This window comes from Vibrio sp. 03_296, from assembly GCF_002265885.1.
This window is the reverse complement of record NZ_NPKW01000317.1, coordinates 1-826: the sequence shown is the minus strand read 5'-3', so window position 1 is coordinate 826 and position 826 is coordinate 1. Positions and strand designations below refer to the sequence as shown.

At 43.9% G+C, this 826-nt stretch carries 1 pseudogene; it reads left to right on the top strand.

What is annotated here, in order from left to right:
- Window positions 1-340 precede the first annotated feature (340 nt).
- Window positions 341-826, top strand: a pseudogene (locus CIK04_RS35665) (sugar-binding domain-containing protein); the annotation flags it as partial.

Genomic DNA, 826 nt, shown 5'->3' with positions numbered 1-826 from the left:
TTTTATCTTTATTTTTCAATAAGTAAAGTATAAACCCTTTCCATTCTTGCCGTATTTCCTCTTCATGTAACACTCCTATCCGCCACGGAAAAGCCGCTAAAACTGGTTAAACATTATTCTTTAACTCGGATCACACCTTTCACTCTTTCCCACTGAGAATTCGTGATCAAGTTAAAGTAAAACGTTTTCACCAATTCTATTTAGTAAAAGTTTTACTAATATATTTTCCAGATATCCAAATCTCTATTTAACAGAACGTCGGCGGATCCTTTGATCGAAGTCGCCGAGGGGAGAAAAAACGTGACACTGGGAAAACTTCCTCATTTACATGAGAACAAGAATGGCGCCGCGTGCGTACTTCTTCTCCTATGATACCGTTCAACAAGCTCAAACCTTTCAGCGTGAGTTGAGCAGCCGCTTTATGCTGCTAAGTGGTCAGTGGCAATTTCATTACTTCAGCAACCMATGCTGGTACTGATGAGTTTACTCGMAACCATGAACGACTGGGGGCACATTACCGTACCCAACATGTGGCAAATGGAAGGCCACGGCGATCTTCAATACACAGACGAAGGTTTCCCATTCCCAATTGATGTGCCTTTTGTACCAACCGACAACCCAACGGGCGCTTATCAACGCACCTTCACTTTGGGCCCTCAATGGGACGAAAACAAACCATCATCAAGTTCGATGGCGTAGAAACCTACTTTGAGGTGTACGTCAACGGCCACTATGTCGGTTTTAGTAAAGGCAGCCGTCTTACTGCAGAGTTCGACATTTCTGCCTACGCACAACAAGGCGAAACTTGCTCTCTGTGCGAGTGATG